Raw genomic sequence first — 26,321 nt, 5'->3', positions numbered from 1 at the left:
GCATAGCATCACGTTGTGTAATTAAACACCTGCTATTTTAATATTTGTTACAATGGCTAAACAGGGAGATCCTGGACGGTGGAAAAAAGAGAAGTTGCTTGCTGGCGGAGGATTAGGTGGTGAAATAAAAAGGCCGTTGGGGTACTCTTCAGGCAGTTAAATGGGCATTTCTACACAGATAATGCGATGTTCAGATTCTGTAGACTTATAATGATAGATAATGATCCGTCTACAGCATGACAAACAAAAACAGATGCGTTACGGAACTTTACAAAAACGAGACACTCTAACGTTTTGCTTGCTCAAATTGCAGCTAATGGAGTGGCGTTTCGATAGCGCGTGGAAATTTGGTTTGGGGAGACTTTACCTCGGATGAGCGAGCAGTTAACGGACCAGGTCCTGGTTGAACGGGTCCAGAAGGGAGATCAGAAAGCTTTTAACTTACTGGTAGTGCGCTATCAGCATAAAGTGGCGAGTCTGGTTTCCCGCTATGTGCCGTCGGGTGATGTTCCCGATGTGGTACAAGAAGCTTTTATTAAAGCCTATCGTGCGCTGGATTCGTTCCGGGGAGATAGTGCTTTTTATACATGGCTGTATCGGATCGCTGTAAATACAGCGAAAAATTACCTGGTTGCTCAGGGGCGTCGTCCACCTTCCAGTGATGTGGATGCCATTGAAGCTGAAAACTTCGAAAGTGGTGGCGCGCTGAAAGAAATTTCGAACCCTGAGAACTTAATGTTGTCAGAAGAACTGAGACAGATAGTTTTCCGAACTATTGAGTCCCTCCCGGAAGATTTACGCATGGCAATAACCTTGCGGGAGCTGGATGGCCTGAGCTATGAAGAGATAGCCGCTATCATGGATTGTCCGGTAGGTACGGTGCGTTCACGTATCTTCCGAGCGAGGGAAGCTATTGATAACAAAGTTCAACCGCTTATCAGGCGTTGACGATAGCGGGATACTGGATAAGGGTATTAGGCATGCAGAAAGAACAACTTTCCGCTTTAATGGATGGCGAAACGCTGGATAGTGAGCTGCTCAACGAACTGGCTCACAACCCGGAAATGCAGAAAACCTGGGAAAGCTATCACTTAATCCGTGACTCTATGCGGGGTGATACTCCTGAGTTGCTTCATTTCGATATCTCATCGCGCGTGATGGCCGCCATTGAAGAAGAGCCAGTTCGTCAACCGACGATATTGATCCCAGAGGCCCAGCCTGCTCCGCATCAATGGCAGAAAATGCCATTCTGGCAGAAAGTACGTCCATGGGCGGCACAGCTTACCCAAATGGGCGTAGCGGCATGTGTATCGCTTGCAGTTATCGTTGGCGTCCAGCACTATAATGGACAATCTGAAACGTCCCAGCAGCCCGAAACACCGGTATTCAATACTCTGCCGATGATGGGGAAAGCCAGTCCGGTAAGTCTGGGAGTACCTTCTGAAGCGACCGCAAACAATGGTCAACAGCAGCAGGTACAGGAGCAGCGTCGTCGCATTAATGCCATGTTGCAGGATTACGAACTGCAACGTCGACTCCACTCCGAACAGCTTCAGTTTGAGCAGGCACAAACACAGCAAGCCGCTGTACAGGTGCCAGGAATTCAAACTTTAGGAACGCAATCGCAGTAATGAAGCAACTTTGGTTTGCCATGTCATTAGTGACAGGTAGCCTGTTATTCTCTGCTAACGCCTCGGCCACTCCCGCGTCCGGGGCGTTATTACAGCAGATGAACCTGGCTAGCCAGTCACTGAATTACGAGCTGTCATTCATCAGCATCAATAAACAAGGTGTTGAGTCTCTGCGTTATCGACATGCACGCCTCGATAACCGTCCGCTTGCTCAGTTGTTGCAAATGGATGGCCCGCGCCGGGAAGTGGTACAGCGCGGCAATGAAATCAGCTACTTTGAGCCGGGCCTTGAACCGTTTACTCTTAATGGCGATTACATTGTTGATTCTCTGCCATCGCTCATTTATACCGATTTCAAACGCCTTTCTCCTTACTACGACTTTATCTCCGTGGGACGCACGCGTATTGCTGATCGTCTTTGCGAAGTCATTCGCGTAGTCGCCCGTGATGGTACACGCTACAGCTACATTGTGTGGATGGACACCGAATCGAAATTACCGATGCGGGTTGATCTCCTTGATCGCGATGGTGAAACGCTGGAACAATTTCGCGTGATTGCTTTTAACGTCAATCAGGATATCAGCAGCAGTATGCAGACGCTGGCGAAGGCAAATTTGCCGCCGTTGCTTTCTGTTCCTGTAGGTGAAAAAGCCAAATTCAACTGGACTCCAACCTGGTTGCCGCAGGGGTTTAGCGAAGTCTCCAGTAGCCGACGCCCGTTGCCCACGATGGACAATATGCCCATCGAATCACGTCTCTATTCCGACGGCTTGTTCAGCTTCTCGGTAAACGTTAACCGCGCGACGCCATCGAGCACCGATCAGATGTTGCGTACCGGACGCCGAACAGTCAGCACCAGCATACGTGACAACGCGGAAATCACTATTGTTGGTGAACTACCGCCGCAAACGGCGAAACGCATTGCCGAGAACATTAAGTTCGGGGCAGCGCAATGATCAAAGAGTGGGCTACCGTGGTCTCCTGGCAAAACGGGCAGGCGCTGGTCAGTTGTGATGTCAAAGCCTCATGCAGCAGCTGCGCTTCCCGCGCTGGCTGCGGCAGTCGCGTGTTGAATAAACTTGGTCCGCAAACCACACATACCATCGTCGTACCCTGTGATGAACCGTTAGTGCCGGGGCAAAAAGTCGAATTAGGAATCGCTGAAGGTAGCCTGCTTAGTTCCGCATTACTGGTTTATATGTCGCCACTGTTGGGATTATTCCTTGTTGCTTCGTTATTTCAGCTACTCTTTGCTTCAGACATCGCGGCGTTATGCGGCGCAATTCTTGGTGGCGTTGGTGGATTCCTGATTGCGCGCGGCTTCTCGCGAAAGTTTGCTGCCCGGGCTGAATGGCAACCGATCATTTTAAGCGTGGCATTGCCGCCAGGTCTTGTGCGGTTTGAAACATCTTCGGAAGACGCGAGCCAGTGATTTCACTGGCTTTGTTGCATTTTGCATAACAAATGCGAGGACGTTTCCAGATACTACAATCCATACGGTATGAACATTTCCTCGCCTCAATGTTGTAGTGTAGAATGCGGCCTTTCTATTAATACAGACGTTAAGCTCAGAACAGCGACTTCTAAAAGCCTGGTTAACCGGGCGTTAAGGCACAATAATCATACTTTATGAAGAATATACGTAACTTTTCGATCATAGCTCACATTGACCACGGTAAATCGACGCTGTCTGACCGTATTATCCAGATCTGCGGTGGCCTGTCTGACCGTGAAATGGAGGCGCAGGTTCTCGATTCCATGGATCTTGAGCGTGAGCGTGGCATTACCATCAAAGCGCAAAGCGTGACGCTGGACTACAAAGCGTCTGACGGTGAAACCTATCAGCTTAACTTTATCGACACTCCAGGGCACGTTGACTTCTCCTATGAAGTTTCCCGTTCGCTGGCCGCCTGCGAAGGCGCATTGCTGGTGGTTGACGCCGGGCAGGGCGTAGAAGCGCAAACCCTGGCAAACTGCTACACCGCCATGGAAATGGATCTCGAAGTGGTGCCGGTACTGAACAAGATTGACTTACCGGCAGCCGATCCTGAACGCGTGGCGGAAGAAATTGAAGATATCGTTGGTATCGACGCCACCGATGCGGTGCGCTGTTCAGCGAAAACCGGCGTGGGCGTGCAGGACGTTCTCGAACGTCTGGTGCGCGACATTCCGCCGCCGGAAGGCGATCCAGAAGGTCCGTTACAGGCGCTGATTATCGACTCCTGGTTCGATAACTACCTGGGCGTGGTTTCACTTATCCGTATTAAAAACGGCACCTTGCGTAAGGGCGACAAAGTGAAAGTTATGAGCACCGGGCAGACCTATAACGCCGACCGCCTGGGGATCTTCACGCCGAAACAGGTTGATCGTACTGAACTGAAATGCGGCGAAGTAGGCTGGCTGGTGTGTGCGATCAAAGACATCCACGGTGCACCGGTAGGCGATACCTTAACGCTGGCGCGTAATCCGGCAGAAAAAGCGTTGCCTGGGTTTAAGAAAGTTAAACCGCAGGTATATGCCGGTCTGTTCCCGGTAAGTTCCGACGACTATGAAGCCTTCCGTGACGCGTTGGGCAAACTCAGCCTGAACGACGCTTCACTGTTCTATGAGCCAGAAAGCTCAACGGCGCTGGGCTTTGGTTTCCGCTGCGGCTTCCTCGGCCTGTTGCACATGGAGATCATTCAGGAACGTCTGGAACGTGAATACGATCTTGACCTGATTACCACAGCACCGACAGTAGTGTATGAAGTTGAAACTACGGCAAAAGAAGTTATCTACGTCGACAGCCCATCCAAGCTGCCAGCGGTAAATAACATCTACGAACTGCGCGAGCCGATTGCAGAGTGTCACATGCTGCTGCCGCAAGCGTATCTCGGTAACGTCATTACCTTGTGCGTTGAAAAACGCGGTGTACAGACCAACATGGTCTATCACGGAAACCAGGTAGCGCTGACGTACGAGATCCCGATGGCGGAAGTGGTGCTTGATTTCTTCGACCGACTGAAATCAACCTCGCGTGGCTATGCGTCTTTGGATTACAACTTCAAACGCTTCCAGGCTTCTGACATGGTGCGTGTTGACGTCTTAATCAACGGTGAACGTGTTGATGCGTTGGCATTGATCACCCACCGTGATAATTCGCAAAACCGTGGTCGTGAGCTGGTGGAGAAGATGAAAGATCTGATCCCACGCCAGCAGTTTGATATCGCTATTCAGGCAGCGATTGGAACGCACATCATTGCGCGTTCTACCGTGAAGCAGCTGCGTAAAAACGTACTGGCTAAATGCTATGGTGGTGATATCAGCCGTAAGAAAAAGCTGCTGCAGAAACAGAAAGAAGGTAAGAAACGTATGAAGCAGATCGGTAACGTTGAGCTGCCGCAGGAAGCGTTCCTTGCCATTCTGCACGTCGGCAAAGACAACAAATAACCCTTAGGAGTTGGCATGGCGAATATGTTTGCCCTGATTCTGGTGATTGCCACACTGGTGACGGGCATTTTATGGTGCGTGGATAAATTCTTTTTCGCACCTAAACGACGGGAACGTCAGGCAGCGGCGCAAGCGGCTGCCGGGGATTCACTGGATAAAGCAACACTGAAAAAGGTTGCGCCGAAGCCAGGCTGGCTGGAAACCGGGGCTTCTGTATTTCCGGTGCTGGCTATCGTATTGATTGTGCGTTCATTTATTTATGAACCGTTCCAGATCCCGTCAGGTTCGATGATGCCGACTCTGTTAATCGGTGACTTCATTCTGGTAGAGAAATTTGCTTACGGCATTAAAGATCCTATTTACCAGAAAACATTGGTCGAAACCGGTCATCCGAAACGTGGCGATATCGTGGTCTTCAAATACCCGGAAGATCCGAAGCTTGATTACATCAAGCGAGCGGTAGGTTTACCGGGCGATAAAGTCACTTATGATCCGGTCGCGAAAGAAGTGACCATTCAGCCTGGATGCAGTTCTGGTCAAGCGTGTGAAAACGCGCTGCCGGTAACTTATTCCAACGTTGAACCGAGCGATTTCGTACAGACCTTCTCGCGTCGTAACGGCGGGGAAGCGACCAGTGGCTTCTTTGAAGTGCCGAAAAACGAAACCAAAGAAAATGGTATTCGTCTTTCCGAACGTAAAGAGACGTTGGGCGATGTAACGCATCGTATCCTGACTGTGCCAATCGCCCAGGATCAGGTAGGGATGTATTACCAGCAACCAGGACAACAACTGGCAACCTGGATTGTCCCGCCGGGTCAATACTTCATGATGGGCGATAACCGCGACAACAGCGCGGACAGCCGTTACTGGGGCTTTGTGCCGGAAGCGAATCTGGTAGGTCGGGCAACGGCAATCTGGATGAGTTTCGATAAGCAAGAAGGTGAATGGCCGACAGGTGTGCGCTTAAGTCGCATTGGCGGCATCCATTAATTGCTGCTTCTCGTTCACGTTGTCGTCATTCTGGCGGCAACGTGAATTATTTATGAGATAAATCTCCCCAGGCTAACGACATCCCTTATCGTTGTGTATAGAATATTCCCCCGAAGTTTAAGGTTGGCGCCTTCTGGTTGCCACGGCACACGAAACAGCGTTGGTTTCCATATATGGCGTAATGAATCCGCGACAAAGCGGTTAACAGAGCCTATGTGTATCAGGTCTGTTTCGTGTGCTGAATTGTTGACGCATTTATTTATTGGTATCGCATGAACCCCATCGTAATTAATCGGCTTCAACGGAAGCTGGGCTACACTTTTAATCATCAGGAACTGCTGCAGCAGGCATTAACTCACCGCAGCGCCAGCAGCAAACATAACGAGCGTTTAGAATTTTTAGGCGACTCAATCTTGAGCTACGTTATCGCTAATGCGTTGTATCACCGTTTCCCGCGTGTGGATGAAGGCGATATGAGCCGGATGCGCGCCACGTTGGTCCGTGGCAATACGCTGGCAGAACTGGCACGCGAATTTGAGTTAGGCGAGTGCTTGCGTTTAGGGCCGGGTGAACTTAAAAGCGGTGGATTTCGTCGCGAGTCAATTCTCGCCGACACCGTCGAAGCATTAATTGGCGGCGTATTCCTCGACAGTGATATTCAAACTGTCGAGAAGTTAATCCTTAACTGGTATCAAACCCGTCTGGACGAAATTAGCCCAGGCGATAAACAAAAAGATCCGAAAACGCGCTTGCAAGAATATTTGCAGGGTCGCCATCTGCCGCTGCCGACTTATCTGGTAGTTCAGGTACGTGGCGAAGCACACGATCAGGAATTTACTATCCACTGCCAGGTCAGCGGCCTGAGTGAACCGGTGGTTGGCACAGGTTCAAGCCGTCGTAAGGCTGAGCAGGCTGCCGCCGAACAGGCGTTGAAAAAACTGGAGCTGGAATGAGCATCGATAAAAGTTACTGCGGATTTATTGCCATCGTCGGACGTCCGAACGTTGGCAAATCCACGCTGCTGAACAAACTGTTGGGGCAGAAAATCTCCATCACTTCCCGCAAAGCGCAGACAACGCGTCACCGCATTGTGGGTATCCATACTGAAGGCGCGTATCAGGCGATCTACGTCGATACCCCGGGCCTGCATATGGAAGAGAAGCGTGCTATTAACCGCCTGATGAACAAAGCGGCGAGCAGCTCCATTGGCGACGTTGAGCTGGTGATTTTTGTCGTTGAAGGCACCCGTTGGACGCCGGACGATGAAATGGTGCTCAACAAGCTGCGTGATGGCAAAGCGCCGGTGATCCTCGCGGTGAACAAAGTGGACAACGTGCAGGAGAAAGCCGATCTGCTGCCGCACCTGCAGTTCCTTGCAAGCCAGATGAATTTCCTCGATATCGTGCCAATCTCCGCCGAAACCGGACTTAACGTTGACACTATCGCGGCAATCGTGCGCAAACACCTGCCGGAAGCGACGCATCACTTCCCGGAAGATTACATCACCGACCGCTCACAGCGGTTTATGGCCTCTGAAATCATCCGTGAAAAACTGATGCGTTTCCTCGGCGCAGAACTGCCGTACTCCGTGACCGTGGAGATCGAACGTTTTGTCACCAATGAACGTGGTGGTTACGACATCAACGGTTTGATTCTCGTTGAGCGTGAAGGGCAGAAGAAGATGGTCATTGGCAACAAAGGGGCCAAGATTAAAACCATCGGCATTGAAGCGCGTAAAGACATGCAGGAAATGTTCGAAGCGCCTGTCCATCTTGAACTGTGGGTAAAAGTGAAATCCGGCTGGGCCGACGACGAACGCGCACTGCGTAGTCTCGGTTACGTTGACGATCTTTAATTAGCATACTCTATGACTTTCGAGGTGCAGGAAGGCGGCAAGACCGTGAATCCCTGGGAGCTTACTAAAGTAAGTGACCAGGGTGAACGGGTGCAGCCAAGGCACCTGCAACTTGAAAGGCGACGAGTATGATGGAAGGCTGGCAGCGCGCATTCGTATTGCATAGTCGCCCGTGGAGCGAAACCAGCCTGATGCTGGACGTCTTCACGGAGGAATCGGGTCGCGTGCGTCTGGTTGCCAAAGGCGCACGTTCTAAACGCTCTACCCTGAAAGGTGCATTACAGCCTTTCACGCCTCTCTTGCTTCGCTTCGGTGGGCGCGGTGAAGTCAAAACACTGCGCAGTGCTGAAGCTGTCTCATTGGCACTGCCATTAAGTGGTATCACGCTTTACAGCGGTCTGTACATCAACGAGCTTCTCTCCCGCGTGCTGGAATACGAGACGCGCTTCTCGGAACTCTTTTTCGATTACTTACACTGCATCCAGTCTCTGGCTGGGGCTACTGGCACACCGGAACCCGCGTTGCGCCGCTTTGAGCTGGCATTGCTCGGGCATCTGGGTTATGGCGTCAATTTTACCCATTGTGCAGGTAGCGGCGAACCGGTGGATGACACCATGACGTATCGTTATCGCGAAGAAAAAGGGTTTATCGCAAGCGTCGTTATCGACAATAAAACCTTCACCGGGAGGCAGTTGAAAGCGTTACACACGCGGGAATTTCCTGACGCAGACACATTGCGTGCCGCGAAACGCTTTACCCGCATGGCGCTTAAGCCGTATCTTGGCGGTAAACCATTAAAAAGCAGGGAACTGTTCCGGCAGTTTATACCTAAGCGAACAGTGCAAACACATAATGACTGATGAGGATTGTCATGGCTGAATTACTGTTGGGCGTCAACATTGACCATATCGCAACGCTGCGTAATGCACGTGGTACTGCTTACCCCGATCCGGTGCAGGCCGCGTTTATTGCCGAGCAGGCTGGCGCGGATGGCATTACCGTGCATTTGCGTGAAGATCGTCGCCACATTACTGACCGCGACGTGCGCATCCTGCGTCAGACGCTGGATACCCGCATGAATCTGGAAATGGCGGTGACCGAAGAGATGCTGGCGATTGCCATTGAGACGAAGCCTCATTTTTGCTGCCTGGTACCGGAAAAGCGCCAGGAAGTGACAACTGAAGGTGGCCTGGACGTCGCAGGTCAGCGTGACAAAATGCGCGATGCCTGTAAACGTCTGGCGGATGCCGGGATTCAGGTTTCTCTGTTTATCGACGCAGATGAAGAGCAGATCAAAGCTGCAGCAGAGGTAGGTGCCCCGTTTATCGAGATCCATACTGGTTGTTATGCCGATGCTAAAACTGACGCTGAACAGGCGCAAGAGTTGGCGCGCATTGCTAAAGCCGCGACCTTTGCTGCAAGTCTCGGTCTGAAAGTTAACGCCGGCCACGGTCTGACCTATCACAACGTGAAGGCCATTGCCGCCATTCCTGAGATGCATGAACTGAATATCGGCCATGCCATTATTGGTCGTGCAGTGATGACCGGACTGAAAGATGCGGTGGCAGAAATGAAGCGTCTGATGCTGGAAGCGCGTGGCTAATGGCAATATTAGGTTTAGGCACGGATATCGTGGAGATCGCTCGCATTGAAGCGGTGCTTGCCCGATCCGGTGAGCGCCTTGCTCGCCGCGTATTAAGCGATAACGAATGGGAAATCTGGAAAACGCACCAACAGCCAGTGCGTTTTCTGGCGAAGCGTTTTGCTGTGAAAGAAGCGGCGGCAAAAGCGTTTGGAACCGGGATCCGCAATGGTCTGGCGTTTAATCAGTTTGAAGTGTTCAACGATGAGCTTGGTAAGCCACGGTTGCGACTGTGGGGCGAGGCATTAAAACTGGCGGAAAAGCTGGGCGTCGCACATATGCATGTGACGCTGGCAGATGAACGTCATTATGCTTGCGCCACGGTAATTATTGAAAGTTAAAATAATACCGTTCTCTTTATAAAGTAAAACCCCCGAACTGGTAAGGAACGGGGGTTTTACTTTATAACTTTAATTTTGTACAGCATGCACCCTCAACAACAGCGATTATGGATCAGGGTGGTTATCTTTTACAAGCAACTTGCAATCTTTATCATAAAAACTCGAGCCTTTACGAAGAAAGCGATATTGATGGAAATATTAACGTGACCGCAAATTCGTAAGTACATTAAAATTGGTTTCGTTATTGGCGATTTTGCTGTGCTTTACACCATGCCACTGAATTCCCCCATTGAAACGAGTGGTGTCGTCAAAGCTCTGGTGTGGAGTGCAGCATGCATCCTCAATAACTCGCACGTTCAGTTTTGGGGAGATGTAAGGGCTAATCTGAACGGCTGCATTCCTTGTTTAAGGAAAAACGAATGGCTGATTGTCGATACCTGTTTAAACGGGTCATTAAAGTCATCATTGCTGTTTTACAGCTGATCCTTCTGTTCTTATAACACAAGGAAACGTACTTAAGGCGCGTCAGGTTAACCAGCCAGGCGCGCCTTTAATAATTATAAATAAACGTCTGCGCAGATATTATATGAATTCATTTGATAAATGATTATGCTGTTGTCATCATTTTAATAAATATAATAGCGTTAAGCTTTTGTCTATAAATAATTAATATTCTACTTCAGGAGCAGAATATTAAATTTTATCTGCGTGATGCATTAGCACAAATTTATCCCACAACTGCTCTTCTGTCTCGACATGCGCCGGATCCTTCACAATAGTATTAGGGATCGGACACACCTTCTGGCAGGTTGGCGTCTCGTAGTGACCTACGCATTCGGTACACTTATCGCTGTTAATCTCGTAGATATGATCACCCATTGAAATCGCCTCATTCGGGCATTCAGGTTCACACATATCACAATTGATGCATTTTTTAGTGATTAACAGCGCCATAAGGAAACTCTCAAAACAACACAAACCGGGCGGGCATTATACGCGCATTCTTTGCTCAAACCAGTTTTTTCACCAGTGCCTCGCTGTGGCGAATGCGCTCAGGGGCCAGTTCCAGGTCCTGCTGAATTAGCGCAATGAACAGCAAATCTGTAAGCATTCCCTGAGCGTGACAAGCGGAGATCGATGCACTATTCGTCGCCTGTTCTTCGGCAATCGTATACAGGCAGTGGGACGCTCGTTGTTGCAGAGCATTCGGCGTGAAACCGGTAATTGCCAGCACCTTTCCACCCACGCGCAGCATCTCATCTGCCGCGAGATTTAACTCACGTCGTACACCAGTGTAAGAGATGGCTAATAACAGGTCGTCCGGTGAAGATGCCTGTACAGTAGCGAGCAACGCATGCATATCGCGTTCTGCGGCAGCATTGAAACCAATCTTCATCAGTTTCCAGGCAAAGTTTTGCGCTACCAGACCCGAAGCACCAATGCCAGTTAAAATAATCCGCCTCGCAGAACGCAGCATCACCACGCATTCATGCAATTTCTCTTCACTGTTAACGTTCAGCGTCGCATACATGGCTGCCGTGTTTTCTTTTATGAGTTTTTCACCCACCAGTCGCAGCGGATCATCACCGCGAATTTGGTTATGAATGGGGACAGAAGGGGATTCCGGCTGGCTCGCCAGAGCTTCGCTTAACGCCAGTTTTAAGGCTGGAAAACCTTTATAGCCGAGTTTTTGTGCGAATTTCACCACGCTGGATTGACTGACCCCAGCTTCGTTGGCCAATTGCTGCGAACTTAAATGGCGCGCCGTATCAGGTTGTAGCAGGAGATAGTCCGCCAGTTTTTTATCACTCTGGGCAAGCTGCTGGTAACGCTGACGAATACGAAGTAAGCCGTTCATATCTTTCCTCGCGATGAAATAATGGCGACAACAGGCAATATGAGACATAAGCGAGTGAATATTATATTCCATAGCTTGTAAGATCTATGAATTAAAAATTCCATTCAGCATTATACGGTAGATTGTTGCCGGAAAAGTGATGATCTATCTGTTAGGCTATGTAGTAGCGATGATTAATCAGGATGTTTCAGTCCAGAGGAGTATGGTTTGGCAACTCACGAGCGTCGTGTGGTGTTTTTTGACTTAGATGGAACATTGCATCAACAGGATATGTTCGGTAGTTTTCTGCGCTACTTACTGCGTCGCCAACCGCTGAATACACTGCTTGTCCTGCCGCTATTGCCGGTTATTGCCATGGCATTATTGATAAAAGGCCGTGCTGCGCGCTGGCCGATGAGTCTGCTATTGTGGGGATGCACTTTTGGTCACAGCGAAGCGCGTTTACAGGCATTACAAGCCGATTTTGTACACTGGTTTCGCGACAATGTTACTGCCTTTCCGCTGGTGCAAGAGCGCCTGACCACCTACTTGCTCAGTTCCGATGCTGATATCTGGTTGATTACCGGTTCTCCACAGCCGCTGGTTGAGGCGGTCTATTTCGATACGCCCTGGTTACCGCGGGTGAATCTTATCGCCAGCCAAATTCAGCGTGGTTATGGCGGCTGGGTATTGACAATGCGTTGCCTCGGGCATGAGAAGGTCGCGCAACTGGAACGCAAAATCGGCACGCCACTGCGGTTGTACAGTGGTTACAGCGACAGTAATCAGGACAACCCGCTGCTTTATTTCTGCCAGCATCGTTGGCGAGTAACCCCGCGCGGTGAACTCCAGCAACTGGAATAGAGTAAAGCATAGCGTCCGTGTATAATGCGCCGCGCTTTTATAACCGGAGTTTTCTTTTTGTCTGAAGTCGAATTTAGTCACGAATACTGGATGCGCCATGCTATGACGCTGGCAAAGCGTGCCTGGGACGAGCGGGAAGTACCGGTCGGCGCGGTATTGGTGCATAACAACCGGGTAATCGGCGAGGGCTGGAATCGTCCGATTGGTCGGCATGATCCTACCGCGCACGCTGAAATCATGGCCCTGCGTCAGGGCGGTCTGGTGATGCAAAATTATCGCCTGATCGACGCCACATTATATGTCACGCTGGAGCCGTGTGTGATGTGCGCCGGAGCGATGATTCACAGCCGGATTGGTCGTGTAGTTTTTGGTGCACGAGATGCGAAAACGGGGGCTGCCGGATCATTAATGGATGTGTTGCACCATCCGGGCATGAATCACCGGGTGGAAATCACGGAAGGGATATTGGCGGAAGAGTGTGCAGCGCTGCTCAGCGACTTCTTTCGCATGCGCCGTCAGGAAATCAAAGCGCAGAAAAAAGCGCAATCTTCTGCGGATTAATTTTGCTTCTTTTCACTTCCCTTCCTGGAAAACAGCAGCGAAGGGGAGTGTGTCAGGTAGTTAGATGACGACTGTGAAAGAAACGAGAGAAAAGGAAATTTCCCTTTACTCAATTCTGTTGGCGACACTGCCGGATAATCCTGAGCCAGCTGCATCGCCGCTTCTGTTGCCTGCTTTTCTTTCTCTTGCAGATACCCCACCAGACTAATCTGATACTTACGGATATTCTCGACATAGGCGTAAGCTTCATGTCCCCGCGCATAACCGTAAGTCAGCTTGCTGTAATAGGGTTTCTGGCTAAGTAAAGGCAGACGTTGTTTAACATCGGTCCAACTGTCTGGATTACCTTTGGTTTTTGCCGTCAGGGCGCGAGCATCCAGCATATGCGCATAACCCATATTGTAAGCGGCGAGCGCAAACCAAATCCGTTCATTTTCTGGCACGCTTTCCGGCACTTTACTCATCATATCCTGCAAATAACGCGCGCCGCCGCTGATGCTTTGTTCAGCATCGGTACGATCGGTAATGCCCAGGCTTTGCGCGGTATTTTTGGTCAACATCATCATGCCGCGCACACCGGTCGGCGAGGTGGCCTGCGCGTCCCAATGTGATTCCTGGTAAGCAATAGCCGCCAGCAAACGCCAGTCAATTTCCTCGGCGTATTTCTCAAATAAAGGTTTTAATTGTGGCAGCACCGCATCGACGGCGCGTAAAAATGTGCGCGTATCGACATAATCAAAATCATCGCCATGCCCCAGGTATTTCTCTTCAATGCGTGCCAGCGTGCCGTCCTCATTCATTTTGTTGAAGAAGTCGAGCAGAGCTGCGGAAAGGGTATTATCGTCATCTAACTGGCTAAACCAGGTCACTGGTTGTTCATCGGTGATATCGAGTGCCACGGCGAGTTCCGGATGAACTCGCTGGAACAGGCTGATGGCGACAGAATCAGCAATGGTGTAATCCAGCTTACCTCCGATGACATCTTCCAGTAATTCCGCTGAGCCTTTTTTGTCGTCCACCTTCCAGCTTAAATCCGGGAATTTAGTTTCTTTCAGTCTTTGTAGATCGTTAACGACGACGTGTCCTGGTGCGATGGAGAGCTGTTCCGCCGTCAAATTGCCCAGCGTGCGTGGGCGATATTGACCCACTTTGTAAACCAGTTGTTGTGATACGGAATAATAGGTAGGACCAGGCTGATAGTTTTTTACCCGCTCACTGTTATAAACCAGACCTGCTGCCAGCAGGTCGGCGTTGCCGTTGTCGAGATCGTCAAACAACTGGCTGATATTCTGCCGTACGGTCACTTTCAGTTTCACGCCGAGGTAGTCGGCAAATTGTTTGGCCAACTCATAATCCAGCCCGGAAGATTTACCGTTAATCTCATTCCATGTGAGGGGAGTATGAATGGTGCTCACGCGCAATTCTCCCCGCGCTTGAATGGCGGCGATACGGTTGTCGGCTTTACCAAACCAAGGAATAGATGGCCAGAGAGCTACCGCGAGAAGCAGTGCCAGAATGCCAATGAACAGATAATTAATCTTTAATTTTTTCAATTAGTTAATTCTCTGTGTCGTTCGTGTCCTGGCTTGAAAAAACGATATGCTAAACAAAGGTATAATCATCAATGAGCGGCATTTTGCGTAAACCTGTGCCAGTTGGCAACTTATTACAACCATTGGCGGCACGCGTTGCTAATTCACGATGGTGATTTTATTTCCACGCAAACGGTTTCGTCAGCGCAGCAGATTCTTTATAATGACGCCCGTTTCCCCCCCTTGGGTACACCGAAAGCTTAGAAGACGAGAGACTTATGATGGAAATTCTGCGTGGTTCGCCTGCACTGTCGGCATTCCGAATCAATAAACTGCTGGCGCGTTTTCAGGCTGCCAGGCTCCCGGTTCACAACATTTACGCCGAGTATGTCCATTTTGCTGACCTCAATGCGCCGTTAAACGAAGAAGCGCACGCGCAACTTGAACGCCTGTTGAAATATGGTCCGGCACTCGCCAGCCATGCCCCGGAAGGCAAATTACTGCTGGTGACCCCGCGCCCAGGCACCATCTCTCCCTGGTCTTCAAAAGCGACCGATATCGCCCATAACTGCGGGCTGCAACAGGTAAACCGCCTTGAGCGCGGCGTGGCTTACTATGTAGAAGCCGCTACGCTGACCAATGAACAGTGGCAGCAGGTTACCGCTGAACTACACGACCGTATGATGGAAACGGTCTTTTTTGCTTTAGATGATGCAGAGCAGCTGTTTGCGCATCATCAACCGACTCCAGTCACCAGCGTTGATTTACTGGGGCAGGGCCGTCAGGCGCTGATCGACGCTAACCTGCGTCTCGGCCTGGCACTGGCGGACGATGAAATTGACTATCTGCAGGATGCTTTCACAAAGCTTGGTCGTAATCCGAACGACATCGAGCTGTATATGTTCGCCCAGGCGAACTCTGAGCACTGCCGCCACAAAATTTTTAACGCCGACTGGATTATCGACGGTGAACAGCAGCCGAAATCGCTGTTTAAGATGATCAAAAACACCTTCGAAACCACGCCGGATCACGTTCTCTCAGCTTATAAAGATAACGCCGCGGTGATGGAAGGTTCTGAAGTTGGCCGCTACTTTGCCGACCACGAAACGGGCCGCTACGATTTCCATCAGGAACCGGCGCACATCCTGATGAAAGTCGAAACTCACAACCACCCGACGGCGATTTCTCCGTGGCCGGGCGCGGCGACGGGGTCTGGCGGTGAAATCCGTGATGAAGGTGCCACCGGACGCGGCGCGAAGCCGAAAGCCGGTCTGGTCGGTTTCTCCGTTTCCAACCTGCGTATTCCTGGCTTTGAACAGCCGTGGGAAGAAGATTTCGGTAAGCCTGAGCGCATTGTCACCGCGCTGGACATCATGACCGAAGGTCCGCTGGGCGGCGCGGCATTTAACAACGAATTTGGTCGTCCGGCACTGAACGGCTACTTCCGTACTTATGAAGAAAAAGTGAACAGCCACAACGGCGAAGAGCTGCGCGGTTATCACAAACCGATCATGCTGGCGGGCGGGATCGGCAACATTCGCGCCGATCACGTACAAAAAGGCGAGATCAACGTTGGTGCGAAGCTGGTCGTTCTCGGCGGTCCGGCAATGAACATTGGTCTTGGCGGCGGTGCGGCGTCTTCTATGGCGTCTGGTCAATCTGATGCCGACCTCGACTTTGCTTCTGTTCAGCGCGACAACCCGGAAATGGAACGTCGTTGCCAGGAAGTGATCGACCGTTGCTGGCAGCTTGGTGATGCCAACCCAATCCTGTTTATCCACGACGTTGGCGCAGGCGGTCTTTCTAACGCGATGCCGGAACTGGTAAGCGACGGCGGGCGCGGCGGTAAATTTGAACTGCGCGACATCCTGAGCGACGAACCGGGCATGAGCCCGCTGGAAATCTGGTGTAACGAATCCCAGGAACGTTACGTGCTGGCGGTTGCTGCCGATCAGTTACCGCTGTTTGACGAACTGTGTAAGCGTGAACGCGCGCCCTACGCGGTGATTGGTGAAGCGACCGAAGAACTGCATCTTTCTCTGCACGATCGTCATTTTGATAATCAGCCGATCGATCTGCCGCTGGACGTACTGCTTGGTAAAACACCGAAGATGACCCGCGATGTGCAAACGCTGAAAGCGAAAGGCGACGCGCTGGTCCGTGAAGGGATCACCATTGCTGACGCGGTGAAACGTGTGCTGCATCTGCCGACCGTGGCGGAGAAAACCTTCCTTGTGACCATTGGCGACCGTAGCGTAACCGGCATGGTGGCGCGCGATCAGATGGTTGGCCCGTGGCAGGTGCCGGTCGCTAACTGTGCGGTCACTACTGCCAGCCTCGACAGCTACTACGGTGAAGCGATGGCAATTGGCGAACGTGCGCCAGTTGCGCTGCTGGATTTCGCCGCTTCTGCCCGTCTGGCGGTCGGTGAAGCGTTAACCAACATCGCCGCAACACAAATTGGCGATATCAAACGCATCAAACTTTCCGCCAACTGGATGGCGGCGGCAGGCCACCCTGGCGAAGATGCTGGCCTGTATGAAGCTGTTAAAGCGGTGGGCGAAGAGCTTTGTCCGGCGCTGGGCCTGACGATCCCGGTGGGTAAAGATTCAATGTCGATGAAAACCCGCTGGCAGGAAGGTAACGAAGAGCGTGAAATGACGTCGCCGCTGTCGCTGGTCATTTCTGCATTTGCCCGCGTGGAAGATGTGCGTCACACCATCACGCCGCAGCTTTCTACCGAAGATAACGCACTGTTGCTGATTGATCTGGGCCTTGGCAATAATGCGCTGGGCGCAACGGCGCTGGCGCAGGTTTATCGTCAGCTTGGCGACAAACCGGCTGATGTGCGCGACGTCGCACAACTGAAAGGCTTCTATGACGCGATTCAGGCGCTGGTTGCACAGCGTAAGCTGCTCGCGTACCACGACCGCTCTGATGGTGGTCTGTTGGTGACGCTGGCGGAAATGGCATTTGCCGGTCATTGCGGCATTGAAGCGGATATCGCCTCTCTGGGCGACGATCATCTGGCGGCGCTGTTTAACGAAGAGCTGGGTGCGGTGATTCAGGTTCGTGCCGCTGACCGTGAAGCGGTCGAAGCGGTACTGGCACAGCATGGCCTTGCTGAGTGCGTCCATTATGTTGGCCAGGCGGTTTCCGGTGACCGTTTTGTGATTACCGCCAACGGGCAGGCTGTATTCAGCGAAAGCCGTACTACGTTGCGTGTCTGGTGGGCAGAAACCACCTGGCAGATGCAGCGCCTGCGTGACAACCCGGAGTGCGCCGATCAGGAACATCAGGCGAAATCCAACGACGCTGATCCGGGCCTGAATGTGAAACTGTCGTTCGATATTAACGAAGATGTAGCAGCTCCGTTTATCGCTACTGGCGTGCGCCCGAAAGTTGCCGTACTGCGTGAGCAAGGCGTGAACTCGCATGTTGAAATGGCGGCAGCTTTCCATCGTGCGGGCTTCGATGCTATCGACGTGCATATGAGCGATCTGCTGGCTGGACGCAATGGTCTGGAGGATTTCCACGCCCTGGTCGCGTGCGGTGGTTTCTCCTACGGTGATGTGCTGGGTGCCGGTGAAGGTTGGGCGAAGTCTATTCTGTTCAACAACCGTGTACGCGATGAGTTTGCAACCTTCTTCCATCGTCCGCAAACGCTGGCGCTGGGGGTATGTAACGGTTGCCAGATGATGTCTAATCTGCGTGAGCTGATCCCAGGTAGCGAACTGTGGCCTCGTTTCGTGCGTAACACCTCCGATCGCTTTGAAGCGCGTTTCAGCCTGGTTGAAGTGACCCAAAGCCCGTCTCTGCTGTTGCAGGGGATGGTGGGCTCGCAGATGCCGATTGCTGTGTCTCACGGTGAAGGGCGCGTTGAAGTACGCGACGCGGCGCATCTGGCGGCACTGGAAAGCAAAGGGCTGGTTGCGTTGCGCTATGTCGATAATTTCGGCAAAGTCACCGAAACCTACCCGGCTAACCCGAACGGTTCCCCGAACGGTATTACAGCGGTCACTACCGAAAGCGGTCGTGTCACCATTATGATGCCGCACCCGGAACGTGTTTTCCGTACTGTCAGCAACTCCTGGCATCCGGAAAACTGGGGCGAGGATGGCCCATGGATGCGTATTTTCCGTAATGCGCGTAAGCAGCTGGGGTAAGGCTGCGGAAATTCCACGCAACCCATTGTTTTGTAGGCCGGATAAGGCTTTCACGCCGCATCCGGCATTACACACAACCACTTCGCCAACAATTATAAGCTCCCAACTCCGGGAGCTTTTTTTGTGTCTGTAAATCACGACAATGGGTGGTTTGCCGTGTCGCTTATAGGTGACATATAACTTATTGATTTAATTTAAAACGAATAATTTAAGCTTTGGGCGTCTCTTTTAAGCGACACACTGGCTGATTTATAGCCAACCAGTGGAACAGCCATTAATCCATTAAAGTTATGTTTTATCAGTACGTTATAAAACTATTTTATTTATTGGCACAGTTACTGCATAATAATAACCAGTGGCTCATTCACCCACTTATGTCAGCCCCTTCGGGACGTGCTACATAAAATTCGAATGACGCACAACAAGGTGCCTGCCGTCCAACTTCTGATATCAGCGTAGCTATATCAACCATCGGGCGAAACGTCGAGTTAGGCACCGCCTTATTCCACAACAAAGCCGGGTAATTCCCGGCTTTGTTGTATCTGAACTCCCCCTCGGTTAGCATCAGGCTATTCGCGTCTGACGAGAGTAACACCTTGAAACGCTGGCCTGTTTTTCCCCGTTCATTACGACAATTAGTCATGCTGGCATTCTTGCTGATTCTGCTGCCTCTGCTGGTACTGGCATGGCAAGCCTGGCAAAGCCTTAATGCGCTTAGCGATCAGGCGGCGCTGGTCAATCGCACAACGCTTATTGACGCCAGGCGCAGTGAGGCAATGACTAATGCGGCACTGGAGATGGAGCGTAGCTACCGTCAGTATTGCGTGCTGGACGACTCAACCCTGGCGAAGGTCTATCAAAGCCAGCGTAAACGTTACAGCGAAATGCTCGATGCCCACGCTGGCGTGCTGCCGGACGATAAACTTTACCAGGCATTGCGTCAGGATTTGAACAATCTTGCCCAACTCCAGTGTAACAACAGTGGGCCGGATGCGGCGGCTGCCGCGCGTCTGGAAGCTTTTGCCAATGCCAATGCCGAAATGGTACAGGCCACGCGCACCGTGGTGTTTTCACGCGGGCAGCAACTCCAGCGAGAGATAGCCGAACGCGGACAGTATTTCGGCTGGCAGTCACTGGTGTTGTTTCTGGTGAGTCTGATAATGGTGCTGCTTTTCACCCGAATGATTATTGGTCCGGTGAAAAATATCGAGCGGATGATCAACCGTCTGGGGGAAGGACGCTCACTGGGTAATAGCGTCTCGTTTAGTGGACCGAGCGAGTTACGCTCGGTAGGGCAACGTATTCTTTGGTTAAGTGAACGCCTGTCATGGCTGGAATCCCAGCGCCATCAATTTTTAAGACATTTATCTCATGAATTAAAAACGCCACTGGCGAGTATGCGCGAGGGCACTGAATTACTGGCTGACCAGGTTGTCGGGCCGCTTACGCCAGAGCAAAAAGAGGTGGTGAGCATCCTTGATAGCAGCAGCCGCAATTTGCAAAAACTGATAGAACAACTGCTTGATTACAACCGTAAACAGGCAGATGGCGCGGTGGAACTGGATAATGTTGAGTTAGCACCGTTGGTGGAGACGGTAGTTTCCGCTCACAGTCTGCCAGCTCGGACTAAAATGATGCATACCGACGTTGATCTCAAGGCAACAGCATGCCTGGCGGAACCCATGCTGCTGATGAGCGTGCTGGATAATCTTTACTCCAATGCGGTGCACTACGGGGCTGAATCCGGTAACATTTGCCTTCGCAGCAGTTTACATGGCGCACGGGTTTATATTGATGTCATCAATACAGGCACGCCCATTCCGCAAGAGGAACGCGCCATGATCTTCGAACCCTTTTTTCAGGGAAGTCACCAGCGAAAAGGGGCGGTGAAGGGGAGCGGTCTGGGATTAAGCATTGCCAGGGATTGTATTCGCCGTATGCAGGGGGAACTGTATCTGGTCGACGAGAGCGGGCAAGACGTTTGCTTCCGCATTGAATTGCCTTCGTCGAAAAACACGAAATAATGTTAAGGCCTATCCCATTAGGCTATTTTATTTGCCAGTTCGGCCCCGGGCAGTGCTCGAAATCCTCACGTACTACGTGTACGCTCCGGTTTCTCCGCGCTGTCCGTGTCCAAACTGCCTGCAACAATTACGCCCACTGGGATAGGCTCTGAGTCTGGTGAATATGCGACACATTTTTCAACGATTTTTATCCCGACGGCTGTGGCTGGCGGGGTTGCCTTGTCTGGCGCTGCTGGGCTGCGTGCAGAATCACAATAAGCCAGCCATTAATGCGCCAGTAGAAGAAAAAATCCCGGTTTATCAACTGGCTGATTATCTTCCTACTGAATGTAGCGACATCTGGGCGTTGCAAGGTAAATCAACTGAAACTAACCCGCTTTACTGGCTACGGGCGATGGATTGCGCCAACCGCTTAATGCCAGCGCAGTCGCGTCAGGAAGCGCGCAAGTATGGTGATGGCAGCTGGCAAAATACCTTTAAGCAGGGGATTTTGCTTGCCGATGCCAAAATCACGCCTTTTGAGCGCCGCCAACTGGTCGCGCGCATTGATGCGTTAAGTACTGAGATCCCGGCGCAGGTTCGCCCGTTGTATCAACTCTGGCGCGACGGACAGGCGTTGCAACTGCAACTGGCGGAAGAGCGCCAACGCTACAGCAAACTCCAGCAATCCAGCGACAGCGAACTGGACGCCCTGCGCCAGCAACATCACGTTCTACAGCAACAACTGGAACTTACCACCCGCAAGCTGGAGAACCTGACGGATATTGAACGCCAACTCTCGACTCGCAAACCGGCCGGAAATTTCCCACCGGACACGCCGCACGAGAGTGAAAAAACCGCGCCATCCACCAATGAGGTCACCCCTGATGAGCCATAAACCTGCGCATTTATTATTGGTCGATGACGATCCGGGATTACTGAAATTACTTGGCCTGCGCCTGACCAGCGAAGGCTACAGCGTGGTCACGGCAGAAAGTGGTGCCGAGGGGCTGCGGATACTGAATCGTGAAAAAGTGGATTTAGTCATCAGCGACCTGCGGATGGATGAAATGGATGGTATGCAACTGTTTGCTGAAATCCAGAAAGTGCAGCCAGGTATGCCGGTAATCATCCTCACCGCGCATGGCTCCATTCCCGATGCCGTTGCCGCGACACAGCAGGGCGTGTTTAGTTTCCTCACCAAGCCCGTTGATAAAGACGCGCTATATCAGGCAATTGATGATGCACTGGAGCAATCTGCCCCAGCCACCGACGAACGTTGGCGCGAGGCGATTGTCACTCGCAGCCCGCTGATGCTGCGCTTGCTGGAACAGGCGCGGCTGGTGGCGCAATCAGACGTTAGCGTTTTGATTAACGGTCAGAGCGGCACCGGGAAAGAGATTTTTGCCCAGGCTATCCACAACGCCAGCCCGCGTAACAGCAAGCCGTTTATTGCCATTAACTGTGGCGCATTGCCCGAGCAGTTGCTGGAGTCGGAGCTGTTTGGTCATGCACGCGGCGCGTTTACTGGTGCCGTCAGCAATCGCGAAGGTTTATTCCAGGCGGCGGAAGGCGGTACGCTGTTTCTCGATGAGATTGGCGATATGCCTACGCCGTTACAGGTCAAATTGCTGCGCGTATTGCAGGAACGAAAAGTCCGTCCGCTGGGCAGTAACCGCGATATTGATATCGACGTGCGGATTATTTCTGCGACTCACCGCGACCTGCCAAAAGCGATGGCGCGCGGGGAATTCCGTGAAGATCTCTATTACCGCCTCAACGTTGTCAGCCTGAAAATTCCGGCACTGGCGGAGCGCACGGAAGACATTCCGTTACTGGCAAACCACTTATTGCGTCAGGCAGCAGTACGGCATAAACCGTTTGTCCGCGCGTTCTCCACCGATGCGATGAAACGCCTGATGACTGCCAGCTGGCCGGGAAATGTGCGCCAGTTGGTGAACGTGATTGAACAGTGCGTGGCGCTGACATCATCTCCGGTGATTAGTGATGCGCTGGTGGAGCAGGCGCTGGAGGGCGAAAACACGGCGCTGCCCACCTTTGTTGAGGCGCGTAATCAGTTTGAACTCAACTACCTGCGCAAGCTGCTGCAAATCACTAAAGGCAACGTCACTCACGCGGCGAGAATGGCGGGGCGCAACCGGACAGAATTTTATAAACTGCTTTCCCGACACGAGCTGGATGCAAACGATTTCAAGGAATGAATCGGTGTAATGTGTTACGTTTAGCAGATCAAAAGACAGGCGACCTTTTCAAGGAATAGCATGAAAAAGATTGATGCGATTATTAAACCCTTCAAGCTGGACGATGTCCGTGAAGCACTGGCCGAAGTCGGTATTACCGGCATGACCGTGACCGAAGTGAAAGGCTTTGGGCGTCAGAAAGGCCACACTGAGCTGTATCGCGGTGCGGAATATATGGTGGATTTTCTGCCGAAGGTGAAAATTGAGATCGTCGTGCCAGACGACATTGTCGATATCTGCGTAGACACGATTATTCGTACGGCGCAAACCGGTAAAATTGGTGACGGTAAAATTTTCGTCTTTGACGTGGCACGGGTCATTCGTATCCGTACCGGCGAAGAGGACGACGCGGCGATTTAAACCGCGTCATGGTTGCCGGATGTTTCCATCCGGCAACATCAAATCACAGCACTTTATGTGGGCCAAAGCATTCGTAATGAATGTTTTCCTGCTTCACACCCAGGTCCACTAACTGTTTTGCCGCAAACTGCATGAAGCCGACCGGACCGCAGAGATAGAACTGCATGGCCGGATCGCTGAACGCACCTTCCAGTTTGCTCAAATCCATCAGGCCTTCGCTATCAAACTGACCTTTAGCGCGATCGGCTTCGCTCGGCTGGCGATACCAGGTATGCGCGGTAAAGCGCGGTAGTGCTTGCCCCAGTTCCTTAACTTCATCAGCAAAGGCGTGAACATCGCCATTTTCTGCCGCGTGGAACCAGTTCACTTGTGCTGTGTGGCCTGTTTTTGCCAGCGTGTCGAGCATTGCCAGCATTGGCGTTTGCCCTACACCCGCAGAGATCAGTGTTACCGGCGTGTCATCTGTCACATCCATAAAGAAATCACCCGCCGGAGCGACCAGTTTCACGACATCGCCAACGTTGGCGTGATTGTGCAGCCAGTTGGATACCTGCCCGCCATCTTCGCGTTTCACCGCAATACGATAGCCTTTGCCATCAGGTTTACGAGTCAAAGAGTACTGACGAATTTCCTGATGCGGGAAACCTTCTGGTTTCAGCCAAACGCCGAGATACTGTCCTGGACGGTATTCTGCCACTGCGCCACCGTCGACCGGTTCCAGTTCGAAGCTGGTGATAAGCGCGCTGCGCGGCGTTTTAGCCACAATGCGGAAATCGCGAGTACCTTCCCAGCCACCGGCTTTGCTGGCGTTTTCGTTATAGATTTCCGCCTCGCGATTGATAAATACATTAGCCAGTACGCCATAGGCTTTACCCCACGCGTCCAGCACTTCCTGGCCTGGGCTGAACATTTCGTCCAGGGTCGCCAACAGGTGTTCGCCAACGATGTTGTACTGTTCCGGTTTGATCTGGAAACTGGTGTGCTTCTGCGCGATTTTTTCTACCGCTGGCAGCAGCGCAGGCAGGTTTTCAATATTACTGGCGTAGGCGGCAATAGCGTTAAACAGGGCTTCACGTTGATCGCCATTACGCTGGTTACTCATGTTAAAAATTTCTTTGAGTTCTGGGTTATGAGTAAACATACGGTCGTAGAAATGGGCGGTTAACTTTGGCCCTGTTTCCACCAGTAAAGGGATGGTGGCTTTTACTGTAGCGATGGTTTGAGCGTCAAGCATATGGTCTTCCTTTTTTTGCATCTTAATTGATGTATCTCAAATGCATCTTATAAAAAATAGCCCTGCACTGTAAATGGTTCTTTTGGTGTTTTTCATCAAGAATGTGATGAAGTGAAAAATTTGCATCACAAACCTGAAAAGAAATCCGTTTCCGGTTGCAGGCCCTTTATTCTCCAAAGCCTTGCACAGCTTGAAGGTAATCGTTTGCGTAAATTCCTTTGTCAAGACCTGTTATCGCACAATGATTCGGTTATACTGTTCGCCGTTGTCCATCAGGACCGCCAAAATTAGGCGAAAAAATTTTATTGTTAGCTGAGTCAGGAGATGCGGATGTTAAAGCGTGAAATGAACATTGCCGATTATGATGCCGAACTGTGGCAGGCTATGGAGCAGGAAAAAGTACGTCAGGAAGAGCACATCGAACTGATCGCCTCCGAAAACTACACCAGCCCGCGCGTAATGCAGGCGCAGGGTTCTCAGCTGACCAACAAATATGCTGAAGGTTATCCGGGCAAGCGCTACTACGGCGGTTGCGAGTATGTTGATATCGTCGAACAACTGGCGATCGATCGCGCGAAAGAGCTGTTCGGCGCTGATTACGCTAACGTTCAGCCGCACTCCGGCTCTCAGGCTAACTTTGCGGTCTACACCGCGCTGCTGGAACCAGGTGATACCGTTCTGGGTATGAACCTGGCGCATGGCGGTCACCTGACTCACGGTTCTCCGGTTAACTTCTCCGGTAAACTGTACAACATCGTTCCTTACGGTATCGATGCTACCGGTCATATCGACTACGCCGATCTGGAAAAACAAGCCAAAGAACACAAACCGAAAATGATTATCGGTGGCTTCTCTGCATATTCCGGCGTGGTTGACTGGGCGAAAATGCGTGAAATCGCTGACAGCATCGGTGCTTACCTGTTCGTTGATATGGCGCACGTTGCGGGCCTGGTTGCTGCTGGCGTCTACCCGAACCCGGTTCCTCATGCTCACGTAGTGACTACCACTACTCACAAAACCCTGGCGGGTCCGCGCGGCGGCCTGATCCTGGCGAAAGGCGGTAGCGAAGAGCTGTACAAAAAACTGAACTCTGCCGTTTTCCCTGGTGGTCAGGGCGGTCCGTTGATGCACGTAATCGCTGGTAAAGCGGTTGCTCTGAAAGAAGCGATGGAGCCTGAGTTCAAAACTTACCAGCAGCAGGTCGCTAAAAACGCTAAAGCGATGGTAGAAGTGTTCCTGGAACGCGGCTACAAAGTGGTTTCTGGCGGTACTGATAACCACCTGTTCCTGGTTGATCTGGTTGATAAAAACCTGACCGGTAAAGAAGCAGACGCCGCTCTGGGCCGTGCTAATATCACCGTGAACAAAAACAGCGTACCGAACGATCCGAAGAGCCCGTTTGTAACTTCTGGTATTCGTGTAGGTACTCCGGCGATTACGCGTCGTGGCTTCAAAGAAGCAGAAGCGAAAGAACTGGCTGGCTGGATGTGTGACGTGCTGGACAGCATCAATGATGAAGCGGTTATCGAGCGCATCAAAGGTAAAGTTCTCGACATCTGCGCACGTTACCCGGTTTACGCATAAGAGAAACGGTGATTTGCTGACAACGTGCTCG

The 26,321-nt window shown here is 51.6% G+C and carries 25 protein-coding genes; 21 read left to right on the top strand and 4 right to left on the bottom strand.

All coding sequences use genetic code 11. The annotated features are described in order from the left end of the window. The first annotated feature begins 220 nt into the window (after positions 1 to 220). The 13 genes from rseD to FEK50_RS07755 all read left to right on the top strand — a co-directional run bounded on the left by rseD (position 221) and on the right by FEK50_RS07755 (position 10,388). Entirely contained in the window at positions 221 to 376 is a 156-nt protein-coding gene (gene rseD, locus FEK50_RS07815; RefSeq protein ID WP_064526141.1) for a rpoE leader peptide RseD, read from the top strand. Beyond that, positions 373 to 948: an RNA polymerase sigma factor RpoE gene (gene rpoE, locus FEK50_RS07810; protein WP_001295364.1), complete on the top strand. Its 576-nt coding sequence runs from the start codon at positions 373 to 375 to the stop codon at positions 946 to 948. Before rseD ends, rpoE begins: the two co-directional genes overlap by 4 nt. Before the next feature lie 32 nt (positions 949 to 980). Continuing rightward, positions 981 to 1,631 carry an anti-sigma-E factor RseA gene (rseA, locus tag FEK50_RS07805; protein ID WP_130260422.1) on the top strand — a complete coding sequence of 217 codons (651 nt, stop codon included), beginning with the start codon at positions 981 to 983 and terminating at the stop codon, positions 1,629 to 1,631. Next, positions 1,631 to 2,587, top strand: coding sequence for a sigma-E factor regulatory protein RseB (gene rseB, locus FEK50_RS07800; protein ID WP_064526144.1), 957 nt, complete (start codon positions 1,631 to 1,633; stop codon positions 2,585 to 2,587). Before rseA ends, rseB begins: the two co-directional genes overlap by 1 nt. Further along, complete coding sequence (gene rseC / locus FEK50_RS07795) at positions 2,584 to 3,063, top strand: SoxR-reducing system protein RseC (RefSeq protein ID WP_131162553.1); 480 nt, start codon at positions 2,584 to 2,586, stop codon at positions 3,061 to 3,063. Before rseB ends, rseC begins: the two co-directional genes overlap by 4 nt. 197 nt (positions 3,064 to 3,260) lie before the next feature. Next, on the top strand, positions 3,261 to 5,060 hold the full coding sequence (lepA, locus tag FEK50_RS07790; protein WP_000790173.1) for a translation elongation factor 4: 1,800 nt from the start codon (positions 3,261 to 3,263) through the stop codon (positions 5,058 to 5,060). A gap of 15 nt (positions 5,061 to 5,075) precedes the next feature. Beyond that, a complete protein-coding gene (gene lepB, locus FEK50_RS07785) occupies positions 5,076 to 6,050 on the top strand; it encodes a signal peptidase I (protein ID WP_131162554.1) in 975 nt (324 codons plus the stop codon). Positions 6,051 to 6,322: 272 nt separating this feature from the next. Further along, a complete protein-coding gene (gene rnc / locus FEK50_RS07780) occupies positions 6,323 to 7,003 on the top strand; it encodes a ribonuclease III (RefSeq protein ID WP_001068343.1) in 681 nt (226 codons plus the stop codon). Further along, a complete protein-coding gene (gene era / locus FEK50_RS07775; RefSeq protein WP_000020738.1) occupies positions 7,000 to 7,905 on the top strand; it encodes a GTPase Era in 906 nt (301 codons plus the stop codon). Before rnc ends, era begins: the two co-directional genes overlap by 4 nt. Before the next feature lie 131 nt (positions 7,906 to 8,036). Further along, on the top strand, positions 8,037 to 8,765 hold the full coding sequence (gene recO / locus FEK50_RS07770) for a DNA repair protein RecO (protein WP_130207598.1): 729 nt from the start codon (positions 8,037 to 8,039) through the stop codon (positions 8,763 to 8,765). An 11-nt stretch (positions 8,766 to 8,776) separates the two neighbouring features. Beyond that, positions 8,777 to 9,508 carry a pyridoxine 5'-phosphate synthase gene (pdxJ, locus tag FEK50_RS07765; protein ID WP_130207554.1) on the top strand — a complete coding sequence of 244 codons (732 nt, stop codon included), beginning with the start codon at positions 8,777 to 8,779 and terminating at the stop codon, positions 9,506 to 9,508. After that, positions 9,508 to 9,888, top strand: a complete 381-nt coding sequence (acpS, locus tag FEK50_RS07760) for a holo-ACP synthase (RefSeq protein ID WP_130207552.1) — start codon at positions 9,508 to 9,510, stop codon at positions 9,886 to 9,888. Before pdxJ ends, acpS begins: the two co-directional genes overlap by 1 nt. 419 nt (positions 9,889 to 10,307) lie before the next feature. Further along, positions 10,308 to 10,388 (top strand): small toxic protein shoB, encoded by an 81-nt coding sequence (locus tag FEK50_RS07755; RefSeq protein WP_130207596.1) that lies wholly within the window; start codon positions 10,308 to 10,310, stop codon positions 10,386 to 10,388. Between the two features lie 193 nt (positions 10,389 to 10,581). Here FEK50_RS07755 and yfhL read toward each other — a convergent pair whose 3' ends face one another. Together yfhL and FEK50_RS07745 are read right to left on the bottom strand one after the other, a co-directional pair. Then, positions 10,582 to 10,842, bottom strand: coding sequence for a 4Fe-4S dicluster ferredoxin YfhL (gene yfhL, locus FEK50_RS07750; RefSeq protein ID WP_001196283.1), 261 nt, complete (start codon positions 10,840 to 10,842; stop codon positions 10,582 to 10,584). A 55-nt stretch (positions 10,843 to 10,897) separates the two neighbouring features. Next, positions 10,898 to 11,746 (bottom strand): MurR/RpiR family transcriptional regulator, encoded by an 849-nt coding sequence (locus tag FEK50_RS07745; RefSeq protein WP_130207550.1) that lies wholly within the window; start codon positions 11,744 to 11,746, stop codon positions 10,898 to 10,900. A gap of 207 nt (positions 11,747 to 11,953) precedes the next feature. Here FEK50_RS07745 and yfhb point away from each other — a divergent pair, with 207 nt between their 5' ends. Then, entirely contained in the window at positions 11,954 to 12,589 is a 636-nt protein-coding gene (yfhb, locus tag FEK50_RS07740) for a phosphatidylglycerophosphatase C (protein ID WP_130222054.1), read from the top strand. Between the two features lie 57 nt (positions 12,590 to 12,646). Next, positions 12,647 to 13,150 (top strand): tRNA adenosine(34) deaminase TadA, encoded by a 504-nt coding sequence (gene tadA, locus FEK50_RS07735; protein ID WP_064526984.1) that lies wholly within the window; start codon positions 12,647 to 12,649, stop codon positions 13,148 to 13,150. Here the strand turns inward: tadA and mltF are convergent. Beyond that, entirely contained in the window at positions 13,147 to 14,703 is a 1,557-nt protein-coding gene (mltF, locus tag FEK50_RS07730) for a membrane-bound lytic murein transglycosylase MltF (protein WP_131162555.1), read from the bottom strand. The genes tadA and mltF overlap by 4 nt on opposite strands. 257 nt (positions 14,704 to 14,960) lie before the next feature. Here mltF and purL point away from each other — a divergent pair, with 257 nt between their 5' ends. The 5 genes from purL to glnB all read left to right on the top strand — a co-directional run bounded on the left by purL (position 14,961) and on the right by glnB (position 23,472). After that, entirely contained in the window at positions 14,961 to 18,848 is a 3,888-nt protein-coding gene (gene purL / locus FEK50_RS07725) for a phosphoribosylformylglycinamidine synthase (protein WP_131162556.1), read from the top strand. A 596-nt stretch (positions 18,849 to 19,444) separates the two neighbouring features. Continuing rightward, complete coding sequence (gene qseE / locus FEK50_RS07720) at positions 19,445 to 20,872, top strand: two component system sensor histidine kinase QseE/GlrK (RefSeq protein WP_130207542.1); 1,428 nt, start codon at positions 19,445 to 19,447, stop codon at positions 20,870 to 20,872. A gap of 163 nt (positions 20,873 to 21,035) precedes the next feature. After that, positions 21,036 to 21,749, top strand: a complete 714-nt coding sequence (qseG, locus tag FEK50_RS07715) for a two-component system QseEF-associated lipoprotein QseG (protein WP_130260417.1) — start codon at positions 21,036 to 21,038, stop codon at positions 21,747 to 21,749. After that, a complete protein-coding gene (gene glrR, locus FEK50_RS07710) occupies positions 21,739 to 23,073 on the top strand; it encodes a two-component system response regulator GlrR (protein ID WP_130207538.1) in 1,335 nt (444 codons plus the stop codon). Before qseG ends, glrR begins: the two co-directional genes overlap by 11 nt. Before the next feature lie 60 nt (positions 23,074 to 23,133). Further along, a complete protein-coding gene (glnB, locus tag FEK50_RS07705) occupies positions 23,134 to 23,472 on the top strand; it encodes a nitrogen regulatory protein P-II (RefSeq protein WP_000717691.1) in 339 nt (112 codons plus the stop codon). Positions 23,473 to 23,515: 43 nt separating this feature from the next. Here glnB and hmpA read toward each other — a convergent pair whose 3' ends face one another. After that, a complete protein-coding gene (hmpA, locus tag FEK50_RS07700) occupies positions 23,516 to 24,706 on the bottom strand; it encodes an NO-inducible flavohemoprotein (RefSeq protein WP_131162557.1) in 1,191 nt (396 codons plus the stop codon). A gap of 330 nt (positions 24,707 to 25,036) precedes the next feature. Here hmpA and glyA point away from each other — a divergent pair, with 330 nt between their 5' ends. Further along, positions 25,037 to 26,290: a serine hydroxymethyltransferase gene (gene glyA / locus FEK50_RS07695; RefSeq protein ID WP_000919159.1), complete on the top strand. Its 1,254-nt coding sequence runs from the start codon at positions 25,037 to 25,039 to the stop codon at positions 26,288 to 26,290. Positions 26,291 to 26,321 lie beyond the last annotated feature (31 nt).

Source organism: Escherichia sp. E2586, assembly GCF_005781105.1.
Taxonomy (GTDB): Bacteria; Pseudomonadota; Gammaproteobacteria; order Enterobacterales; family Enterobacteriaceae; genus Escherichia.
The sequence above is the reverse complement of the archived record's forward strand: the minus strand, read 5'-3'. Positions and strand labels throughout refer to the sequence as shown.

Coding starts and splice junctions, on each gene's coding strand:
- rseD (WP_064526141.1), top strand. CDS start 221: ATGATCCGTCTACAGCATGACAAACAAAAACAGATGCGTTACGGAACT.
- rpoE (WP_001295364.1), top strand. CDS start 373: ATGAGCGAGCAGTTAACGGACCAGGTCCTGGTTGAACGGGTCCAGAAG.
- rseA (WP_130260422.1), top strand. CDS start 981: ATGCAGAAAGAACAACTTTCCGCTTTAATGGATGGCGAAACGCTGGAT.
- rseB (WP_064526144.1), top strand. CDS start 1,631: ATGAAGCAACTTTGGTTTGCCATGTCATTAGTGACAGGTAGCCTGTTA.
- rseC (WP_131162553.1), top strand. CDS start 2,584: ATGATCAAAGAGTGGGCTACCGTGGTCTCCTGGCAAAACGGGCAGGCG.
- lepA (WP_000790173.1), top strand. CDS start 3,261: ATGAAGAATATACGTAACTTTTCGATCATAGCTCACATTGACCACGGT.
- lepB (WP_131162554.1), top strand. CDS start 5,076: ATGGCGAATATGTTTGCCCTGATTCTGGTGATTGCCACACTGGTGACG.
- rnc (WP_001068343.1), top strand. CDS start 6,323: ATGAACCCCATCGTAATTAATCGGCTTCAACGGAAGCTGGGCTACACT.
- era (WP_000020738.1), top strand. CDS start 7,000: ATGAGCATCGATAAAAGTTACTGCGGATTTATTGCCATCGTCGGACGT.
- recO (WP_130207598.1), top strand. CDS start 8,037: ATGGAAGGCTGGCAGCGCGCATTCGTATTGCATAGTCGCCCGTGGAGC.
- pdxJ (WP_130207554.1), top strand. CDS start 8,777: ATGGCTGAATTACTGTTGGGCGTCAACATTGACCATATCGCAACGCTG.
- acpS (WP_130207552.1), top strand. CDS start 9,508: ATGGCAATATTAGGTTTAGGCACGGATATCGTGGAGATCGCTCGCATT.
- FEK50_RS07755 (WP_130207596.1), top strand. CDS start 10,308: ATGGCTGATTGTCGATACCTGTTTAAACGGGTCATTAAAGTCATCATT.
- yfhL (WP_001196283.1), bottom strand. CDS start 10,842: ATGGCGCTGTTAATCACTAAAAAATGCATCAATTGTGATATGTGTGAA.
- FEK50_RS07745 (WP_130207550.1), bottom strand. CDS start 11,746: ATGAACGGCTTACTTCGTATTCGTCAGCGTTACCAGCAGCTTGCCCAG.
- purL (WP_131162556.1), top strand. CDS start 14,961: ATGATGGAAATTCTGCGTGGTTCGCCTGCACTGTCGGCATTCCGAATC.
- qseG (WP_130260417.1), top strand. CDS start 21,036: ATGCGACACATTTTTCAACGATTTTTATCCCGACGGCTGTGGCTGGCG.
- glrR (WP_130207538.1), top strand. CDS start 21,739: ATGAGCCATAAACCTGCGCATTTATTATTGGTCGATGACGATCCGGGA.
- glnB (WP_000717691.1), top strand. CDS start 23,134: ATGAAAAAGATTGATGCGATTATTAAACCCTTCAAGCTGGACGATGTC.
- hmpA (WP_131162557.1), bottom strand. CDS start 24,706: ATGCTTGACGCTCAAACCATCGCTACAGTAAAAGCCACCATCCCTTTA.
- glyA (WP_000919159.1), top strand. CDS start 25,037: ATGTTAAAGCGTGAAATGAACATTGCCGATTATGATGCCGAACTGTGG.